This is a genomic window from Propionicimonas paludicola (assembly GCF_002563675.1).
GTDB classification, from domain to species: domain Bacteria; phylum Actinomycetota; class Actinomycetes; order Propionibacteriales; family Propionibacteriaceae; genus Propionicimonas; species Propionicimonas paludicola.
The window spans coordinates 1,584,507-1,601,386 of the sequence record NZ_PDJC01000001.1; the positions used below are offsets into that span (position 1 = coordinate 1,584,507).

Below are 16,880 nucleotides of genomic sequence, written 5' to 3' on the forward strand. Positions count from 1 at the left end.
TTCACTCCTGCCCTTGGCGGCCGCCGGCCGCCTGGATCGCCGCGTCCTTGAATGCGGACCAGCCCAACAACGCACACTTCACCCGAGCCGGGAACTTGGCCACTCCGACGAAGGCGATTCCGTCTTCCAGCCGATCCTCATCGGGTTCGATCTCACCTCGGGAGTGCATCATCTCGGTGAACTCCTGCTGGAGGCTCATGGCCTCGGCCACCGACTTGCCGATCACCAGGTCGGACATCACCGAAGTGGACGCCTGCGAGATTGAACAGCCGACCGCCTCGTAGGAGACGTCGGTGATCCGGTCGCCGTCCAGAGCCAGCCGGAGCAGAATCTCGTCGCCGCAGGTCGGGTTCACGTGGGTCACCTGCGCCTGATAGGGGTCGCGCAGTCCACTGTGATGCTTGGCCTTGTAGTGATCGAGGATGATCTCGGCGTACATGGCCTCGACCTCGTTGCTCATCGCTTTCCTCCGAAGAAGTCGCGGACGTAGGCCAGCCCCTCGGCGAGGGCGTCGATCTCGGTGGTGGTCGTGTACAGATACAGCGACGCCCGGGTGGACGCGGTGATCCCCAGCCGTTCGTGCAGCGGACGCGCACAGTGGTGGCCGCCACGCACGGCGATCCCCCGCGCATCCAGGAACTGCATCACGTCATGCGGATGGATCTGCTCACCGTCATCGGTGGCCAGGGTGAACGAGATCGCTCCGCCCCGCTCATGGGCATCGCTGGGCCCGAGCAGCCGGACGCCGGGCTCGGCACCCAGCCGAGCCAGCGCATAGGCGGTCAGATGCTCCTCGTGGGCGGCGATGGCGTCCATCCCGACGGAAGTGAGGTAATCGACAGCAGCCGACAGTCCGACAGCCTCGGCGATCGGCTGCGTGCCGGCCTCGAAGCGGTGCGGCGGACGGGCGTAGGTGGACCCGGTCATCCGGACCACCTCGATCATCTCGCCACCGCCGAGGAACGGCGGCAGGGTCTCGAGCAGCTCGTAGCGTCCCCAGATCGCCCCGATCCCGGTGGGGCCGAGCATCTTGTGGCCGGTGAACGCCATCAGGTCGGCTCCCAGCTCGGCGACCGAGGTCGGCCGCTGCGGGACGCCCTGAGCGCCGTCCACCACCATCACCGCACCGACCCGATGGGCCTGATCGGCGATCTGCCGGATCGGGTTCACCGTGCCCAGCACGTTGGAGACCCAGGCGATCGAAACGATCTTGGTGCGCTCGTTGATCAGGTTCTCGGCCTCGGCCTTGGCCAGATCGAGCCGGCCGTCGTCGGTGATATCGAACCAGCGCAGCACGGCCCCGGTGCGCTGCGCGAGCATTTGCCAGGGGACGATGTTGGAGTGGTGCTCCAGCACCGAGATGACGATCTCGTCGCCGGGCTTCAGCGAAGCGCCCAGCGTGTGCGCGGCCAGGTTCAGCGCCTCGGACGCGTTCTTGGTGAAGGCCACCTCCTCGGGCCGAGCCGCGCCGATGAAGCCGGCCAGCTTCGTCCGGGACGCCTCGAAGGCCTCGGTGGCCTCGGCACCCAGGGTGTGCATGGCCCGGGACACGTTGGCGTTGTGCTCGGCCAAATGCTCGCTGACCGCCTCGATCACCGAGCGCGGCTTCTGGGACGTGTTCGCCGAGTCCAGGTAGACCAGCGGCTGCCCGCCGACCTCCCGGGACAGGATCGGGAAGTCGGCGCGCAGGGCAGCGACGTCGTAGCCGTTGCCGAGAGGCTCGGCAACGGCTGTGGTCAGCTGCGACTCAGGCATCGACCTTGGCGGCCTGAACGAACTTGTCGTATCCGGAGATCTCGAGCTGGTCGGCCAGCTCGGCGCCGCCCTCTTCGACGATCCGCCCGTCCACGAAGACGTGAACGAAGTCCGGCTTGATGTAGTTCAGGATCCGCGTGTAGTGGGTGATCAGCAGCACGCCGCGATCGCCGGCCTCGGTGAACCGGTTGACGCCCTCGCTGACGATCCGCAGCGCGTCGATGTCCAGGCCGGAGTCGGTCTCGTCCAGGATCGCGAACTTCGGCGCCAGCAGCTCGAGCTGGGCGATCTCGTTGCGCTTCTTCTCGCCACCGGAGAAGCCCTCGTTCAGCGAACGAGCGGCGAAGGTGCCGTCCAGGCCGACCTTCTCCAGGGCGGCGTTGACGTCCTTGACCCAGGTGCGCACCTTCGGAGCCTCACCCGACAGCGCGGTCTTGGCGGTGCGCAGGAAGTTGGCCACCGAGACGCCGGGCACCTCGATCGGGTACTGCATGGCCAGGAACAGCCCGGCCTTGGCCCGCTGATCGACGCTGAGCTCGGTGAGCTCCACGCCGTCCAGGGTCACCGAGCCGGACGTGATGGTGTACTTCGGGTGGCCGGCGATCGAGTAGGCCAGGGTGGACTTGCCGGAGCCGTTCGGACCCATGATCGCGTGCACTTCACCGGTGGCGACAGTGAGGTTGACCCCCTTGAGGATCTCCTTGGGGCCGCTCTCGGTCTCGACCTCCACGTGGAGGTTGCTGATGACCAGTTCTGACATTCACTGCTCCTGAGTCTGAATGGGATTATCGGGGTCGATGAGGATCTGGTCGCCGTCCACCCGCACCGGGTAGACCGCGACGGGCTGGGTGGCCGGAAGCTCCAGCGGCCAGCCGGTACGAAGGTCGAAACGCGAGCCGTGCATGTAGCACTCCAGGGTGCAGCCCTCGACGTCACCGTCGCTGAGCGGTACCTCGGCGTGCGAGCACACGTCCTGGATGGCGAACACGCCTTCGCTGGTGTTCACCACCGCATAGGGCCAGGCCCGGTCGAGCTCGACCGAGATGGCCTTGCCAACCGGCACGTCGGCCAGCGCACACGCGCGGACGAAGCTCACGAGGTCACCGCCTCCGGGGTGCCGACCACCAGCTCTAGTTCCTTCTCGACGGCGGCCAGGAGCCGCTGCTCGACCTCAGGAACGCCGACCCGGCGGATGATGTCGACGAAGAAGCCGTGGACGACCAGGCGGCGCGCCTCGTCCTCGGGGATGCCCCGGGAGCGCAGGTAGAACAGCTGCTCGTCGTCGAAGCGTCCGGTGGTCGAGGAGTGCCCGGCGCCTTCGATCTGGCCCGTCTCGATCTCCAGGTTCGGCACCGAATCGGCACGGCAGCCGTCGGTCAGCACCAGGTTCTTGTTGCTCTCGTAGGTGTTGATCCCCTCAGCCACCTTGCGGATCAGCACATCGCCGACCCAGACCGAGTGGGCGTCCTGGCCTTGCAGGGCGCCGCGGTAATCCACCTTGCTACGGGTGCTGGGCTGGTTGTGGTCGACGAACATCCGGTGCTCGATGTGCTGGCCGGCGTCGACGAAGTACAGGCCGAACTGCTCCAACTCGCCGCCGGGGCCGTCGTACTCGGCGGTCTCGACCAGGCGAACCAGATCGCCACCGAGGCTGGCGGCCACGGTGCGCACTCGGGCGTCCCGGCCGATCCGCATCCCGATGTGACCCAGGTGGACGGTGTCGGCGGCCCAGTCCTGCAGGCCCACGAAGTTCAGGTTGGCGCCGTCGCCGACCAGCAGCGAGACGCTGGACACGTAGCGCACCGAGCCGGTGTGCCGCAGCACGATGGTGGCACCGGCATTGGCGCCGATCCGGAAGATCACCTGCCCATAGACGGTGGCTGTCGGATCGTCACCGCTCAGCTCGATCACCAGCGGCTCGTCCAGCTCGACGCCGGGCGCCACGTCGAACAGCACCGCCCCCCCGGCCTGGGCCACGGCCAGAGCGGACGGACGGTCCACCGGCGCCGGGACGCCGAGCGCGATGGCGGCCGCGGTGTCCAGCTCGCTGCGGGTCACTCCGGCCGGAGAGTTGGCACTCCAGTTCAGGTGCGCCTGGCTCGGCAGCCCGTCCAGCAGGCCGTGCAGTCGGCGCAGCGGGGTGAACCGCCACACCTCCTCGCGTCCGTTCGGCACCGGATGATCGGCCAGGTCGAAGGACGCCACCGGATGCAGGTGGGAGGCCACCGTCTCTACGGCTTCGGCCACGTTGGGAACAGCAGTCGTCACAGTCATCTTTCTTGATCCACCGTCCGCGGGCTCAGCCCACGGCCCCTTCCATCTGGAGTTCGATCAACCGGTTGAGCTCGAGTGCGTACTCCATGGGCAGCTCGCGGGCGATCGGCTCGACGAAGCCGCGCACGATCATGGCCATCGCCTCGTCCTCGCCCATTCCGCGGCTCATCAGGTAGAACAGCTGATCGTCGCTCACCTTGGAGACGGTGGCCTCGTGGGCCATCGAGACATCGTCCTCGCGGACGTCCACATAGGGATAGGTGTCGGAGCGGGAGATGGTGTCCACCAGCAGCGCGTCGCACTTCACCGAGGACGCCGAGTGGTGCGCACCCTCCTGGACCTGAACCAGGCCGCGGTAGGAGGAGCGTCCACCCGAGCGGGCCACCGACTTGGAGATGATCGAGCTCGACGTGTACGGCGCCGCGTGCACCATCTTCGAGCCGGCGTCCTGGTGCTGGCCCTCGCCGGCGAAGGCGATCGACAGCGTCTCACCGCGGGAGTGTTCGCCCAGCAGGTAGACGGCCGGGTACTTCATGGTCACCTTGGAGCCGATGTTGCCGTCGATCCACTCCATGGTGGCTCCGGCCTCACAGGTGGCCCGCTTGGTGACCAGGTTGTACACATTGGTCGACCAGTTCTGGATGGTCGTGTACCGAACCCGGGCGTTCTTCTTCACGATGATCTCGACCACCGCGGAGTGCAGCGAGTCCGAGGAGTAGATCGGCGCCGTGCAGCCTTCGACGTAATGGACGTAGCTGCCCTCGTCGGCGATGATCAGGGTCCGCTCGAACTGGCCCATGTTCTCGGTGTTGATCCGGAAGTATGCCTGCAGCGGGATGCTGACGTGGACGCCCTTGGGCACGTAGATGAACGAGCCGCCCGACCAGACCGCAGAGTTCAGCGCGGCGAACTTGTTGTCGCCCACCGGAATCACCGAAGCGAAGTACTCCTCGAACAGCTCGGGGTACTCCTTCAGGCCAGTGTCGGTGTCCAGGAAGATGACGCCCTGACGCTCCAGCTCCTCGTTGATCTTGTGGTAGACCACCTCGGACTCGTACTGGGCGGCCACCCCGGCCACCAGCCGCATCTTCTCGGCCTCGGGAATGCCGAGCCGGTCGTAGGTGCGCTTGATGTCGTCGGGCAGGTCGTCCCAGGACTGGGCCTGCTTCTCGGTGGAGCGGACGAAGTACTTGATGTTGTCGAAGTCGATCCCGGACAGGTCGGCACCCCAGGTCGGCATCGGCTTGCGCTCGTAGAGCTTCAGCGACTTCAGCCGGGTGTTCAGCATCCACTCCGGCTCGTTCTTCAGCGCCGAGATGTTGCGGACCACGTCCTCGTTCAGGCCGCGCTTGGCATGGCTGCCGGCCGAGTCGGAGTCACGCCAGCCGTACTGGTAGCTGCCCAGCGCCGACAGATGCTCGTCCTGGGTTTGGCCGAGTCCCGGGGCCGTGGGAGTTGCAGAGGTCATGACTGCGAGCCTTTCTTGCGAGCGGAATCCGCTGACACCACCGGATGCGGCACGTGGGTGGTACACACCCCGTCGCCGTGAGCGATGGTGGCCAGCCGCTGGACGTGTGAATCGAGCAACCGGGCAAAGGTCCGGGTCTCCGCCTCACACAGTTGCGGGAACTCGGCCGCCACGTGAGCGACCGGGCAGTGGTACTGACACAGCTGAACGCCGGACGGAACCGGTTGCAGCGAAGCGACGAAACCTTCGGCGGTCAACGCTTCCACCAACGCCTCAGCAGAGTCGCCGTATTCCGCACGCAGTTCGGCGAACCGGGCTTCGACGGCGTCGGTCTGGCGGTTGGCGAACTCGTCCACGGCACTGGGACCGACCACTTCGGTCAAGTAGGTCAGCGCGCTGATCGCCAGATGGTCGTAGGCCTGGTAGAACTCGCCACGGCCGGCGTCGGTGAGCGCGAAGACCTTGGCCGGACGGCCCCGTCCGCGGTGACCGTAGACCCGCTGCTGGCGACTGATCACCTGGCCGGTGCTCAGCAGCACCGTGAGATGCCGGCGCACGGCGGGGGCGGTCAAGCCCAACCGGTGGGCAAGATCATTGGCAGTGGAAGGCCCGTGCTGCAAGATGGAACGGGCCACGCGGGAGCGAGTCGAGGCGTCGTCTGCGTGTTGCGCCTCAGTGATCGCCTCTTCGGCGTCCAGCGTCGGCTCAGTTTTCACAACACCATTCTTACCTTATTCACTGGCCGGACTCCAAGCCGGGTGACCAACACCTGGCCACAGCACATTTGCTCTGGCGGTCTGTACCACATCCACCAAATGGCCAGGTATGGGAAGAAGTGAGGTGGGCCGTAGAGTTCGCTCGGTGCTTCCGGTCGGGTCAACGGTGACCGGGCATCGCGCAACATAGGTACATAGCTAAAAGGAATCCACCAGTGAGAACCTCAACGCTCGGAACCCAGCCAACGGTGGCGGGCTCGCGTCGCAAGTCGCGCGCCGCGCTACTTGTTGGGCTCGGGCTTCTGGCCCCAACCCTTACCGCATGCTCCGGTTCCGGCGAAGCCGGCCACACCGGCTCCCATAAGAGCGAGTTCGATCTTCCGCTCCCTGACCTGCACGCCGTCACCTTCGCCGGCCTGGGCGGGATCAGCGGTTGGTGGCTGCTCCTGATCGGCATGCTGATCTGCATCGGCGGCTTCACCTTCGGTCTGGTCAGCTACATGAAGCTGAAGAACCTGCCGGTTCACCAGTCCATGAAGGACGTCTCGGAGCTGATCTACGAGACCTGCAAGGCCTACCTGCTCCAGCAGGGCAAGTTCCTGCTGCTGCTGTTCGCCTTCATCGGCTCGGTGATCTTCGTCTACTTCGGCTTCCTGAACACCACGGGTGGCTGGGGTCGCGTGGTGATCGTGCTGCTGTTTGCGATCATCGGCATGGCCGGCTCCTACGGCATCGCCTGGTACGGCATCCGGCTGAACACCTTCGCCAACTCGCGGACCTCGTTCGCCGCGCTCGAGGGCAAGCCGTACAACGTCTACAACATCCCGATGCGCTCGGGCATGAGCGTGGGCATGGTGCTGATCTCCACCGAGCTCATCCTGATGCTCTCGATCATGATGTTCCTGCCGGCCGACATCGCCACCGCCTGCTTCCTGGGCTTCGCGATCGGTGAGTCGCTGGGCGCCTCCGCACTGCGGATCGCCGGCGGCATCTTCACCAAGATCGCCGACATCGGCTCCGACCTGATGAAGATCGTCTTCAAGATCGGTGAGGACGACCCCCGCAACCCCGGCACCATCGCCGACTGCACCGGCGACAACGCCGGCGACTCGGTTGGCCCGTCGGCTGACGGCTTCGAGACCTACGGCGTCACCGGTGTGGCTCTGATCACCTTCATCCTGCTGGGTGTTCAGGCTGACCTTCAGGCGCACTTCCTGGTCTGGATCTTCTTCATCCGCGCCATCATGCTGATCGCTTCGGCGCTGTCCTACTTCGGCAACAGCCTGTGGGCCAAGGCGAAGTACGCCGACGCCGACGAGATGGAGTTCGAGACCCCGCTGACCTCGCTGGTCTGGATCACCTCGATCGTCTCGATCGTGCTCACCTTCCTCATCTCCTCGCTGATGCTCTCCGATGTTCCCGGCCAGCCCAACCTGTGGTGGCAGCTGTCCCTGATCATCAGCTTCGGCACCCTGGCCGGCGCGATCATCCCCGAACTGGTGAAGGTCTTCACCGGCGTCAAGGCCAAGCACGTGGAAGAGGTTGTGAAGTCGGCCAAGGAGGGCGGGCCGTCCCTGGACATCCTGTCCGGTCTGGTCGCGGGCAACTTCTCGGCCTACTGGCTGGGTATCGCCATCGTCGGCCTGATGGGCGGCGCCTACGCGGTGTCCACCCAGATCTCCGGCGACATCATGCTGGCTCCGGGCGTCTTCGCCCTGGGTCTGGTTGCCTTCGGCTTCCTGGGCATGGGCCCGGTGACCATCGCGGTCGACTCCTACGGCCCGGTCACCGACAACGCACAGTCGGTCTACGAGCTGTCGCGGATCGAGGCCGTCCCCGGCATCGAGGACGAGCTCAAGCGCGACTACGCCATCACGCCCAACTTCGAGCGGGCCAAGTACCTGCTGGAGATGAACGACGGCGCGGGCAACACCTTCAAGGCGACCGCTAAGCCGGTGCTGATCGGTACCGCGGCCGTGGGTGCCACCACGATGGTCTTCTCGATCATCATGGGCCTGACCAATGGCCTGCAGCCCGAGTTGCTGTCGAACCTGTCGCTGCTGCACGTGCCGTTCCTGCTCGGTCTGATCACCGGCGGTGCGATCATCTACTGGTTCACCGGTGCTTCGATGCAGGCCGTCACCACCGGCGCCTTCCGGGCCGTGGAGTTCATCAAGGCCAACATCAACCTTGAGGACTCCGAGAAGGCCTCTGTGGCCGACTCCCGTAAGGTCGTCGAGATCTGCACGCAGTACGCCCAGAAGGGCATGTTCAACATCTTCCTGGGCATCTTCTTCGCCACCTTGGCGTTCGCCTTCGTGGAGCCGTACTTCTTCATCGGCTACCTGATCTCGATCGCCATCTTCGGGCTCTACCAGGCCATCTTCATGGCCAACGCTGGTGGCGCTTGGGACAACGCGAAGAAGATCGTCGAGGTCGATCTGAAGGCCAAGGGCACCGAACTGCACGATGCGTCCATCGTGGGCGACACCGTCGGCGACCCGTTCAAGGACACCTCCTCGGTGGCCCTGAACCCGGTCATCAAGTTCACCACGCTGTTCGGCATGCTGGCGATCGAGCTCTCGTTGATCATCGCCAACCCGGTGATCAACGCGATCCTGGCCGTGGTCTTCGGACTGGCCAGCATGGTCATGGTGTGGCGTTCGTTCTACAGCATGCGGATCGATCAGCCGATGCTGACCGCCGCCGACTTCGCAGAGGTCGAGGCCTGAGTGGCCTAGCTGCTCACGAAATGCAGCTGGTGGCCCGGTCCCTTCGGGGTCGGGCCACCAGCCGTTTCTGGGCCATCCGAGTGGCACGGGCAACAACCCGATGTGACACTCGGCGCGACCACTGGATTTGCGTCTAGGCTGGTCGCTATGGCATTTCTGAGGTCCTACGATCCGCTGGAATCGATCCGGCTGGGAAGAACCCGATGAGCGAACCCTGCCAGCTGATCCGCTACTGCAATCAGCCGGAGCTGGCCCGACGCGCCGCCGCCCGGCTGTTGGCCTCTCTGATCGAACTCCAGGCCGATGGGCGGGTGGCCCAGTTGTGCCTCACCGGCGGCAGAGCCGCCCTGGCCACCTACGCCGAGCTCGGCGAGCTCGTCCCCGGCTCCGCCCTGGATCCGTCCCGGCTGGAGCTGTGGTGGGGCGATGAGCGGTTCGTCCCGACCGACGGCACCGATCGCAATGCCGGCCCCACGCTGGCCCTGCTGGCCCGGCACTTCCTGGTGGATCCGGCCCGCACCCATCCGATGCCCAGCGCGGACGGTCAGGTCGACGCGGCCGCGTCCGCAGCCACCTACGCCAAGGAACTGGGTGAGACCCGGTTCGACCTGTGCATCCTCGGCGTCGGTGTGGACGGAGAGGTGGCCGCCATCTTCCCCGGGCATCCCTCTGCAGAGCCCAGCACCCAGTCGGTGATCGGGGTCACCGACGCCCCCAAGGGGCCGCCAGAACGGATCAGCTTGACCATAGAGACGATCAACCGGTCTCGAGAGGTCTGGCTCCTGGCCAGTGGCCAGGAGAAGGCAGAAGTGGTCTCCAGGGCCGTCGCAGGGGACTCAGCGCTTCCTGCCGGACGGGTCAGCGGACGTCGCCGCACGCTGTGGCTGGTCGACGAGGCTGCAGCGGCCAAGCTCCCCTACTACGAGTGCTCGGCCTAGCTGCTGCCGATCAGTAGATGACTTCGCCGGCTGCCCGACGGGCGCGCAGCGAATCCAGGGCTTCCGCAAGGATGGCCACGGCCTCGGCGTCGCTACGACGCTCCTTCACATAGGCCAAGTGGGTCTTGTACGGCTGAATCTTGGGCGGGGGCGGCGGGTTCTCCGAATCGAGATTGGCCGGAAGCCCACACCGCGGGCAGTCCCAGGTGTCGGGAACGACGGCGTCGGCCGCGAAGGCCGGCCTGGTCTCATGCGCGTTCGCGCAGAAATAGGAGACGTAAAGCCTCGGCGCTGCGTCCCCGCGTTCGGCCTCGCCCATTGGGCCGGCCCCAACCCGGCTACCCCGGATCGCGCTACCACCAACCACTCACATGCTCCTTGCTAGAACAAGGTCTCAGGAAAGAGCCCCAAAACTGCCGAAGAACCGGTACAGGACGAGCAGCCCGATGACGCTGGCAACCCAGATCACGCCGATAATCACCGTGAGTCGATCGAGATTCCGCTCGGCGACCGAGGTGCCTCCCATGCCGGTGGACATGCCACCGCCGAACAGATCGGACATCCCGCCGCCACGGCTCTTGTGCAGCAAGATGAACAAGGCCAAAACGATGCTGGTCAGGATCAAAACGATCGACAGCGTCAGGATGGGCCAAGTCATCTGCCCGGTCGACGGCTCGAGCGGGATGGAGAGTGCAATCACGGGTGGAATCTTAACTCACCAGCACCCGAGGTAACTAAACGGCGCAGCCTTCGGTCAGGTCGACACCCCCAGTCGGCCCCGGAATTGCCACTGCTCCCCCGGCTCGGCTTTCACCGAGACCGAAGGAGCAGCAGCGACGTCCAGTTCCCAACGGGTCACACCGGCGGGAGTAGATCGGCCCGCGCGATCCGCGCGAGCGGATCAAGCGGAGTCGATCTTGACGAGGTCAGCGTCAGCTGGCCGAATAAAACATGATGATCTTGGCGAACTCGTCGGCATTCAGGCTCGCACCGCCGACCAGAGCGCCGTCCACATCGGGCTGGGCCATGATCTCGACCACGTTGTTGGCCTTGACCGAGCCGCCGTACTGGATCCGGACGGCCTCGGCCGTCGGAGCGCCGAAGGCCTCAGCCACGTAGCCGCGGATCGCGCCACAGACCTCCTGAGCGTCCTCCGGGGTCGCCACCTCGCCGGTGCCGATCGCCCAGACCGGCTCGTAGGCGATCACCGAGGCCGCCACCTGCTCGGCGGTCAGCGGAGCCAGGCACTCCTTCACCTGAGACAGCACGTGCGAGACGTGAGTGCCGGCTTTGCGGATCTCCAGCACCTCACCACAGCAGATGATCGGGGTCATCCCGGCCGCGAAGACCACCTTGGCCTTCTCGCCGATCAGGGCATCGGTCTCACCGTGGTACTCACGACGCTCGGAGTGGCCGACGACCACGTAGGCGCACTTGAGCTTGGCCAGCATGTCGGCCGAGACCTCGCCGGTGTAGGCACCGGAGGCATGCACGGACACGTCCTGGGCGCCCCACTTCAGCGGCAGGTTGTCGCCCTCGATCACGGTCTGCACCGAGCGCAGATCGGTGAACGGGACGATCACCGCAGCCTCGGACTTGGCCGGGTCGTAGTGGAAATCCTTCAGGGTGAAAGCGAGCTTCTCCACCAGGCCAGTGGCCTCGACGTGGTTCAGGTTCATCTTCCAGTTACCGGCCATCAGCGGCAGGCGTGCCATATCAGTTACCTTCCTCAAGAACAGCGATTCCGGGCAGGACCTTGCCCTCCAAGTACTCCAGCGACGCACCGCCACCGGTCGAGATGTGGCCGAAGGCCTCGTCGGCGAAGCCGAGGTTGCGCACGGCCGCGGCAGAGTCGCCGCCACCGACCACGGAGAAGCCGGACGACGACGCCAGGGCCTTCGCCACAGCTTCGGTGCCGCTGGCCAGGGCTGGGATCTCCGCAACGCCCATCGGGCCGTTCCAGAAGATCGTGGAGGCTCCCAGGATGGCCTCGGCGAACAGCGCCTCGGTCTTCGGGCCGATGTCGGCACCCTCCTGGTCGGCCGGGATCTGATCCGACGGCACGATGGTGACCTCGCTGGAGGTGCGGTTGCCGAAGTCGAGCTCGGCGACCACGCGGGTGTCGACCGGCAGCAGGATCTTCTTGCCGGCCGCGGCAGCCTGCTCCAGGTATCCGGCGCAGACGTCGATCTTCTCCGGATCCAGCAGCGAGATACCGACCTCATAGCCCTTGGCCTTGAGGAAGGTGTAGGCCATGCCGCCACCGATGATCAGGGTGTCGGCGACCTTGAGCAGGTTGTCGATCACGGCGAGCTTGTCGGCCACCTTGGCGCCGCCGAGCACGACCACGTACGGGCTGGCCGGGTGCTCGGTGAGCCGCTTGAGAACCTCGACCTCCTTGGCCACCAGGTAGCCGGCGCCGTTCGGGAGCAGCTTGGCGACGTCGTAGACCGACGCCTGCTTGCGGTGGACGACACCGAAGCCGTCGGACACGAACACGTCGCCGAGAGCGGCGTACTTGGCCGCGAGCTCCTCGCGCTCGGCGTCCACCTTGGACTCCTCGGCGGGCTCGTAGCGGACGTTCTCCAGCAGCGCGATCTCGCCGTCGGCCAGGGCCGCCACGGTCGCCTGCGCGCTCTCGCCAACCACGTCGGTGGCCAGCTTCACCTCTGCGCCGAGCAGTTCACCCAGCCGCTTGGCCACCGGGGCCAGCGAGTACTTGGGGTTGGCTTCGCCCTTCGGACGGCCCAGGTGCGCCATCACGACCACCTTGGCACCGCCGCTGAGCAGCTTCGTCAGGGTGGGCAATGCGGCCTTGATCCGACCGTCATCGGTAATCGTCTGCCCATCGAGCGGGACGTTGAAATCGCAGCGGATCAGAACCCGCTTGCCCCTCAGATCTCCGAGGTCATCAACTGACTTCACTGGTCAGCCTTTCTGTTTCAGTGTGGGCACACATCGGGCCGACCCGCGCAGATACGCGAGCCGGCCCGATCGTGTTGGGTTGTCGTCGGTCAGAGCTTCGAGCCGACCAGCACGGTCAGGTCGACCAGCCGGTTGGAGTAGCCCCACTCGTTGTCGTACCAGGACACGACCTTGACCTGGTTGCCGATGACCTTGGTCAGCGGAGCGTCGAAGATGCTGGACAGCGGGTAGGTCTCGATGTCCTTGCTGACGATCGGGTCGGTGCTGTACTCCAGGATGCCCTTGAGCGGGCCCTCGGCAGCGGCCTTGACGATCGCGTTGATCTCCTCGACGGTGGTCTCACGAGAGGCCTCGAAGGTGAGGTCGGTCACCGAGCCGGTCGGGGTCGGCACGCGCAGTGCGTAGCCGTCCAGCTTGCCCTTCAGCTCCGGCAGCACCAGGGCCACGGCCTTGGCCGCACCGGTGGTGGTCGGGACGATGTTCAGGGCGGCAGCGCGGGCGCGACGCAGATCGGAGTGCGGGGCGTCCTGCAGGTTCTGGTCCTGGGTGTAGGCGTGGATGGTGGTCATCAGGCCCTTGACGATGCCGATGCCGTCATTCAGCGCCTTGGCCAGCGGGGCCAGGCAGTTGGTGGTGCAGGAAGCGTTGGAGATGATGTGGTGAGCGGCCGGATCATAGAGTCCGTCGTTCACACCCATCACGATGGTGATGTCCTCGTTCTTCGCCGGAGCGGAGATGAGCACCTTCTTGGCGCCGGCGGTGATGTGCGCCTTGGCCTTGGTGGCGTCGGTGAAGAAGCCGGTGGACTCGATCACGATGTCAACGCCCAGGTCACCCCAGGGCAGGTTGGCCGGATCGCGCTCAGCGAAAGCCTTGATCTCCTTGCCGTTGACGTACAGCGCGGTCTCGTCAGCGGTGACCTCACCGGGGAAGCGACCCAGGATCGAGTCGTACTTCAGCAGCTGGGCGAGGGTCTTGTTGTCGGTGAGATCGTTGACGGCGACAACTTCCACGTCGGCGCCGGCGGCGACCAACGCGCGGAAGTAGTTACGACCAATGCGGCCGAAGCCGTTGATACCAACCTTGACGGTCATGTCTTGAGAGTCTCCTTTGGGAACTGACTTGGCCGCCCATCGATGGTCGGCCGGGCTCCCTCATAGCGTATCCGTTCACGGGTGCGCTAGCCCACTCGGCAGAATCGGCGGACTTCAGTCCCGCTCGTCGAGGAGGTCGGGGCTGAGCCCCGCCTCGGTGTTCGGAATGCCCAGTTCGGCCGCCCGCTTGTCGGCGGTCGCCAGCAGTCGCCGAATTCGTCCGGCCACGGCGTCCTTGGTCAGCGGCGGGTTGTGCAGCTGACCCAGCTCCTCAAGGCTGGCTTGGCGGTGCTCGAGGCGGAGCTTGCCGGCATCCAGCAGATGCTCGGGGATGTCATCACCGAGAATTTCCATGGCTCGCTTCACCCGCGCACCGGCGGCCACCGCAGCCCGGGCCGAGCGACGCAGGTTGGCATCGTCGAAGTTCGCCAGCCGGTTCGCCGAGGCGCGCACTTCACGACGCATCCGGCGGTCCTCCCAAGCCAGCACCGACTCATGGGCGCCCAGTCTGGTCAGCATGGCGGCGATGGCGTCTCCGTCACGGATCACCACCCGATCCACTCCCCGCACCTCGCGGGCCTTGGCGCTGATCCCGAGTCTGCGGGCCGCACCGACCAGGGCCAGGGCGGCCTCCGATCCCGGACAGGTCACCTCCAGAGCCATCGATCGGCCCGGCTCGGTCAGCGAGCCGTGCGCCAGGAAGGCACCCCGCCAGGCGGCCACCGACACCTCGATACTGCCGGACACAACCTGAACCGGCAGGCCGCGGACCGGACGTCCCCTGGTGTCGATCAGACCGGTTTGGCGGGCCAAGGACTCACCGTCGCGAATCAGCCGAACCACGTAGCGGGTGCCGCGACGCAGTCCGCTGCCGGTGATCACCACGAACTCCGAGCTGAAGCCGAACAGATCGGCGATGGCGGTCCGCAGCCGGCGCGCGGCGGCACCGGTGTCCAGCTCGGCCTCCACCACGATCCGACCACCGGCGATATGCAGGCCGTTGGCAAATCGGAGCAGGGCGGCCACCTCAGCCTTGCGCAGCTCGGGCTTGGCCACTTCAAGGGTGGCCAACTCGGACTTGACCTGCTGCGTCATTGCCATCGTGAAGATGTCCGCCTTTCGCGACCGTGTCAGAAGTAGTTGCCTAGCCTACAGACCCATGATCCCGGCGTAGGCAGAAGCTAACAGGAACGGGTCGTGACGGGGCGAGCCGTCCCTCATCTGCACCGGCGTGACCACCAGTTCGGCACCCAGCGAGGCCGCGAAGCAGGCCAGATGGGGGTCGTTGGCGAAGCTCGGATCGGCCAGCACCACGTCCCAGCGCAGCCGCGGGGCATGCTCGGCCAGCACCTCGATGTGCCGCGCGGCCGTGTAGCTGGGCGTCTCGTCCTCGGTGGGCACCAGGTTCATGGTCAGCACCCGCTTGGCCTTGGTCTGCTGCATGGCCTCGACCAACTGCGGGACCAGGACATGCGGGATCACCGAGGAGTACCACGAGCCCGGACCCAGAATCAGGTAGTCGGCCTCGGCGATCGCGGCGACGGCCTCAGGCACCGCCGGCGGATCGGACGGACGGAGCCGGACTGCGGCGATGTCTCCCCTGGCCAGGGCCACCGCCTCTTGGCCCACCACCAGGCTGACTTCGTCCGGGCGGCTGGGGTCGGCACCGATCACGTCGGCCTCGATCACCAGGGGCACCGCGGCCATCGGCAATACTCGTCCCTCGACGTGCAGCATCGAGGCCACCATGTCCAGGCCGGCCACCGGATCGTCCAGCTGCTGCCAGAGCCCGGCGATCAGCAGGTTGCCGATGGCATGCCCGCCGAGGGTTCCGTTGCCGGGGAAGCGCGCCTGAAGGACCTCCGCCCAGGCCCGTCCGACCTGGTCATCGCCGCACAGGGCGGCCAACGCCATTCGCAGGTCGCCGGGCGGCAGGATCGGGAACTCCGCGCGGAGCCGTCCGGACGAGCCGCCGTCGTCGGCCACCGTGACGATGGCGGTGAGGCGATGGGTCAGCTGGCGCAACGCGCTGAGACTGACCGACAGCCCGTGCCCACCGCCGAGAGCCACCACCGCAGGGGTGGGCGCGAAGCCGGTCACTCCAGCCCCAGATCACGATGGATCGTCTGGACCGACAGATCCCGCTCACGGAGCCGGCGGGCCGCCTCCTCCACCATGGCGGTCGAGCGATGCTTGCCTCCGGTGCAGCCGATCGCCACCATGGCCTGCCGCTTGCCCTCGCGCAGGTAGCCCGGCCGGACCAGATCGATCACCCCGAGCAGATGCTCCAGGAACGGCTCGGCATCGGGCTGGCCGAGCACATAGGCGGAGACCGGCTGGGACAGCCCGGTCTGCGGGCGCAGCGACGGCACCCAATGCGGGTTCGGCAGGAACCGGACGTCGAAGACCATGTCGGCATCGATCGGCAACCCGTTCTTGAAGCCGAACGACATCAGCAACAGTTGGAGACCGGGCTCGACATCGCCGGAGAAGGCTCCGCTCACGCGTCCGGAGAGCTCGTGGACGTTCAGGCTGCTGGTGTCGATCACCAGATCGGCGCTCGCACGCAGACCGGCCAGCATGGCCCGCTCGCGGCGAATCCCGTCCAGCAGCCGACCGGTGCCCTGCAGCGGCAGCGGGCGACGAGCGCCCTCCTGGCGCCGGACGATGGACTCGTCGTTGGCGTCCAGGAAGAGGATCTGCGGGACGATGCCGGCCCGGCCGAGCTCGGCGAAGGCGGCCGGGATGGCTTCGAACTCCGAGCGCGAGCGGACGTCCAGCACCACCGCCACCCGGCGGAAGTCGCGATCCCGGGAGATCTCGAGCAGCTCCGGCAGCAGGCTCGGTGGAAGGTTGTCGACCACCAGCCAGCCGAGGTCTTCCAATGTGTGACCTGCCGTCCGACGACCGGCACCGGACAAGCCGGTGATGACCAGGAGACGGACGGGTACGGCGGAGGCGTCCATGCCTCCATTATC

General features: G+C 66.3%; 17 protein-coding genes. 2 read left to right on the plus strand and 15 right to left on the minus strand.

Translation table 11 applies throughout. The features are described 5' to 3' along the window. Position 1: 1 nt before the first annotated feature. From sufU to ATK74_RS07305, 7 genes are read right to left on the minus strand one after another with little or no spacing between them, the layout of a single operon-like run. Complete coding sequence (gene sufU, locus ATK74_RS07275; RefSeq protein ID WP_098460413.1) at positions 2 to 460, minus strand: Fe-S cluster assembly sulfur transfer protein SufU; 459 nt, start codon at positions 458 to 460, stop codon at positions 2 to 4. Then, on the minus strand, positions 457 to 1,755 hold the full coding sequence (locus ATK74_RS07280; protein WP_098460414.1) for a cysteine desulfurase: 1,299 nt from the start codon (positions 1,753 to 1,755) through the stop codon (positions 457 to 459). The genes sufU and ATK74_RS07280 overlap by 4 nt, the downstream gene beginning before the upstream one ends. Further along, positions 1,748 to 2,515: a Fe-S cluster assembly ATPase SufC gene (gene sufC, locus ATK74_RS07285; protein WP_098460415.1), complete on the minus strand. Its 768-nt coding sequence runs from the start codon at positions 2,513 to 2,515 to the stop codon at positions 1,748 to 1,750. The genes ATK74_RS07280 and sufC overlap by 8 nt, the downstream gene beginning before the upstream one ends. Continuing rightward, positions 2,516 to 2,851, minus strand: coding sequence for a non-heme iron oxygenase ferredoxin subunit (locus ATK74_RS07290; RefSeq protein ID WP_098460416.1), 336 nt, complete (start codon positions 2,849 to 2,851; stop codon positions 2,516 to 2,518). After that, a complete protein-coding gene (gene sufD / locus ATK74_RS07295; RefSeq protein WP_098460417.1) occupies positions 2,848 to 4,029 on the minus strand; it encodes a Fe-S cluster assembly protein SufD in 1,182 nt (393 codons plus the stop codon). The genes ATK74_RS07290 and sufD overlap by 4 nt, the downstream gene beginning before the upstream one ends. Positions 4,030 to 4,054: 25 nt before the next feature. Next, positions 4,055 to 5,497 carry a Fe-S cluster assembly protein SufB gene (gene sufB / locus ATK74_RS07300; RefSeq protein WP_098460418.1) on the minus strand — a complete coding sequence of 481 codons (1,443 nt, stop codon included), beginning with the start codon at positions 5,495 to 5,497 and terminating at the stop codon, positions 4,055 to 4,057. After that, positions 5,494 to 6,213, minus strand: a complete 720-nt coding sequence (locus tag ATK74_RS07305) for a helix-turn-helix transcriptional regulator (RefSeq protein ID WP_098460419.1) — start codon at positions 6,211 to 6,213, stop codon at positions 5,494 to 5,496. The genes sufB and ATK74_RS07305 overlap by 4 nt, the downstream gene beginning before the upstream one ends. Before the next feature lie 302 nt (positions 6,214 to 6,515). Between ATK74_RS07305 and ATK74_RS07310 the strand changes: the two genes are divergently transcribed. Together ATK74_RS07310 and pgl are read left to right on the plus strand one after the other, a co-directional pair. Beyond that, the gene (locus ATK74_RS07310; protein WP_098462105.1) at positions 6,516 to 8,945 is read left to right on the plus strand and encodes a sodium-translocating pyrophosphatase; all 2,430 of its coding nucleotides are present in this window, start codon (positions 6,516 to 6,518) and stop codon (positions 8,943 to 8,945) included. 203 nt (positions 8,946 to 9,148) lie between these two features. Further along, the gene (pgl, locus tag ATK74_RS07315; protein WP_098460420.1) at positions 9,149 to 9,883 is read left to right on the plus strand and encodes a 6-phosphogluconolactonase; all 735 of its coding nucleotides are present in this window, start codon (positions 9,149 to 9,151) and stop codon (positions 9,881 to 9,883) included. A 10-nt stretch (positions 9,884 to 9,893) separates the two neighbouring features. On the opposite strand, the gene ATK74_RS07320 is transcribed toward pgl, so the two are convergent. The 8 genes from ATK74_RS07320 to rapZ form a co-directional block, all read right to left on the minus strand. Continuing rightward, on the minus strand, positions 9,894 to 10,250 hold the full coding sequence (locus ATK74_RS07320) for an RNA polymerase-binding protein RbpA (protein WP_098460421.1): 357 nt from the start codon (positions 10,248 to 10,250) through the stop codon (positions 9,894 to 9,896). A gap of 27 nt (positions 10,251 to 10,277) precedes the next feature. Continuing rightward, positions 10,278 to 10,541, minus strand: coding sequence for a preprotein translocase subunit SecG (gene secG, locus ATK74_RS07325; RefSeq protein ID WP_098462107.1), 264 nt, complete (start codon positions 10,539 to 10,541; stop codon positions 10,278 to 10,280). 274 nt (positions 10,542 to 10,815) lie between these two features. Beyond that, the gene (gene tpiA / locus ATK74_RS07330) at positions 10,816 to 11,598 is read right to left on the minus strand and encodes a triose-phosphate isomerase (protein WP_098460422.1); all 783 of its coding nucleotides are present in this window, start codon (positions 11,596 to 11,598) and stop codon (positions 10,816 to 10,818) included. A 1-nt stretch (position 11,599) separates the two neighbouring features. Next, positions 11,600 to 12,808 carry a phosphoglycerate kinase gene (locus tag ATK74_RS07335; protein WP_098460423.1) on the minus strand — a complete coding sequence of 403 codons (1,209 nt, stop codon included), beginning with the start codon at positions 12,806 to 12,808 and terminating at the stop codon, positions 11,600 to 11,602. Positions 12,809 to 12,897: 89 nt separating this feature from the next. Then, positions 12,898 to 13,902: a type I glyceraldehyde-3-phosphate dehydrogenase gene (gene gap, locus ATK74_RS07340; RefSeq protein ID WP_098460424.1), complete on the minus strand. Its 1,005-nt coding sequence runs from the start codon at positions 13,900 to 13,902 to the stop codon at positions 12,898 to 12,900. A gap of 114 nt (positions 13,903 to 14,016) precedes the next feature. After that, positions 14,017 to 15,003 carry a DNA-binding protein WhiA gene (gene whiA, locus ATK74_RS07345; RefSeq protein ID WP_098460425.1) on the minus strand — a complete coding sequence of 329 codons (987 nt, stop codon included), beginning with the start codon at positions 15,001 to 15,003 and terminating at the stop codon, positions 14,017 to 14,019. A gap of 48 nt (positions 15,004 to 15,051) precedes the next feature. Continuing rightward, a complete protein-coding gene (locus tag ATK74_RS07350; RefSeq protein ID WP_098460426.1) occupies positions 15,052 to 16,002 on the minus strand; it encodes a gluconeogenesis factor YvcK family protein in 951 nt (316 codons plus the stop codon). Beyond that, positions 15,999 to 16,868: an RNase adapter RapZ gene (gene rapZ / locus ATK74_RS07355; protein WP_098460427.1), complete on the minus strand. Its 870-nt coding sequence runs from the start codon at positions 16,866 to 16,868 to the stop codon at positions 15,999 to 16,001. The genes ATK74_RS07350 and rapZ overlap by 4 nt, the downstream gene beginning before the upstream one ends. Between the last annotated feature and the right edge of the window lie 12 nt (positions 16,869 to 16,880).

Bases quoted from the DNA above. Each gene is read 5' to 3' on its own strand.
- gap (WP_098460424.1), bottom strand. From the start codon at position 13,902: ATGACCGTCAAGGTTGGTATCAACGGCTTCGGCCGCATTGGTCGTAAC.
- sufB (WP_098460418.1), bottom strand. From the start codon at position 5,497: ATGACCTCTGCAACTCCCACGGCCCCGGGACTCGGCCAAACCCAGGAC.
- ATK74_RS07280 (WP_098460414.1), bottom strand. From the start codon at position 1,755: ATGCCTGAGTCGCAGCTGACCACAGCCGTTGCCGAGCCTCTCGGCAAC.
- secG (WP_098462107.1), bottom strand. From the start codon at position 10,541: ATGACTTGGCCCATCCTGACGCTGTCGATCGTTTTGATCCTGACCAGC.
- sufC (WP_098460415.1), bottom strand. From the start codon at position 2,515: ATGTCAGAACTGGTCATCAGCAACCTCCACGTGGAGGTCGAGACCGAG.
- rapZ (WP_098460427.1), bottom strand. From the start codon at position 16,868: ATGGACGCCTCCGCCGTACCCGTCCGTCTCCTGGTCATCACCGGCTTG.
- whiA (WP_098460425.1), bottom strand. From the start codon at position 15,003: ATGGCAATGACGCAGCAGGTCAAGTCCGAGTTGGCCACCCTTGAAGTG.
- tpiA (WP_098460422.1), bottom strand. From the start codon at position 11,598: ATGGCACGCCTGCCGCTGATGGCCGGTAACTGGAAGATGAACCTGAAC.
- sufU (WP_098460413.1), bottom strand. From the start codon at position 460: ATGAGCAACGAGGTCGAGGCCATGTACGCCGAGATCATCCTCGATCAC.
- pgl (WP_098460420.1), top strand. From the start codon at position 9,149: ATGAGCGAACCCTGCCAGCTGATCCGCTACTGCAATCAGCCGGAGCTG.
- sufD (WP_098460417.1), bottom strand. From the start codon at position 4,029: ATGACTGTGACGACTGCTGTTCCCAACGTGGCCGAAGCCGTAGAGACG.